Origin of the sequence: Salipaludibacillus sp. CF4.18 (assembly GCF_051262595.1) — a bacterium.
In the GTDB taxonomy this organism is placed as follows: Bacteria; Bacillota; Bacilli; order Bacillales; family Salisediminibacteriaceae; genus Salipaludibacillus; species Salipaludibacillus neizhouensis.
On the sequence record NZ_JBIMEV010000176.1, the window covers coordinates 1 to 316 of the forward strand.

Annotated in this window: 1 protein-coding gene; it reads right to left on the minus strand. The window is 33.5% G+C overall.

Annotated elements, in window-relative coordinates; translation table 11 throughout:
• Window positions 1–316: metal ABC transporter solute-binding protein, Zn/Mn family (locus ACHABW_RS26040; protein ID WP_435759951.1), on the minus strand; the 316-nt coding region annotated here is incomplete at both ends.

A 316-nucleotide genomic window follows, 5' to 3' on the forward strand; every position in this document is an offset into this window, starting at 1 on the left:
ATTAAGATTTGATTCCATCATTTTAATATAAGAATCGCCATCAGTTCCTTCTTTCCCTAATGAATCAGTGTAAATCTCTCCTGCAATTGGTACACCAGTTTCAATTGAAACTGTTTCCATACTTCTGCGATCAATGCTTGTTTCAACAAATAATCCTGAAATATTCTTTTCCCTAATTAAATCAACAACATCACTCATTTGTTTTGGGGAGCCTTCATTTTCGGAATTAATTTCCCAAATGTACCCTGTCTCAATGCTATATGCTTTTTCAAAGTATTTAAAAGCACCCTCACTCGTTATTAGAAAACGATTTTCC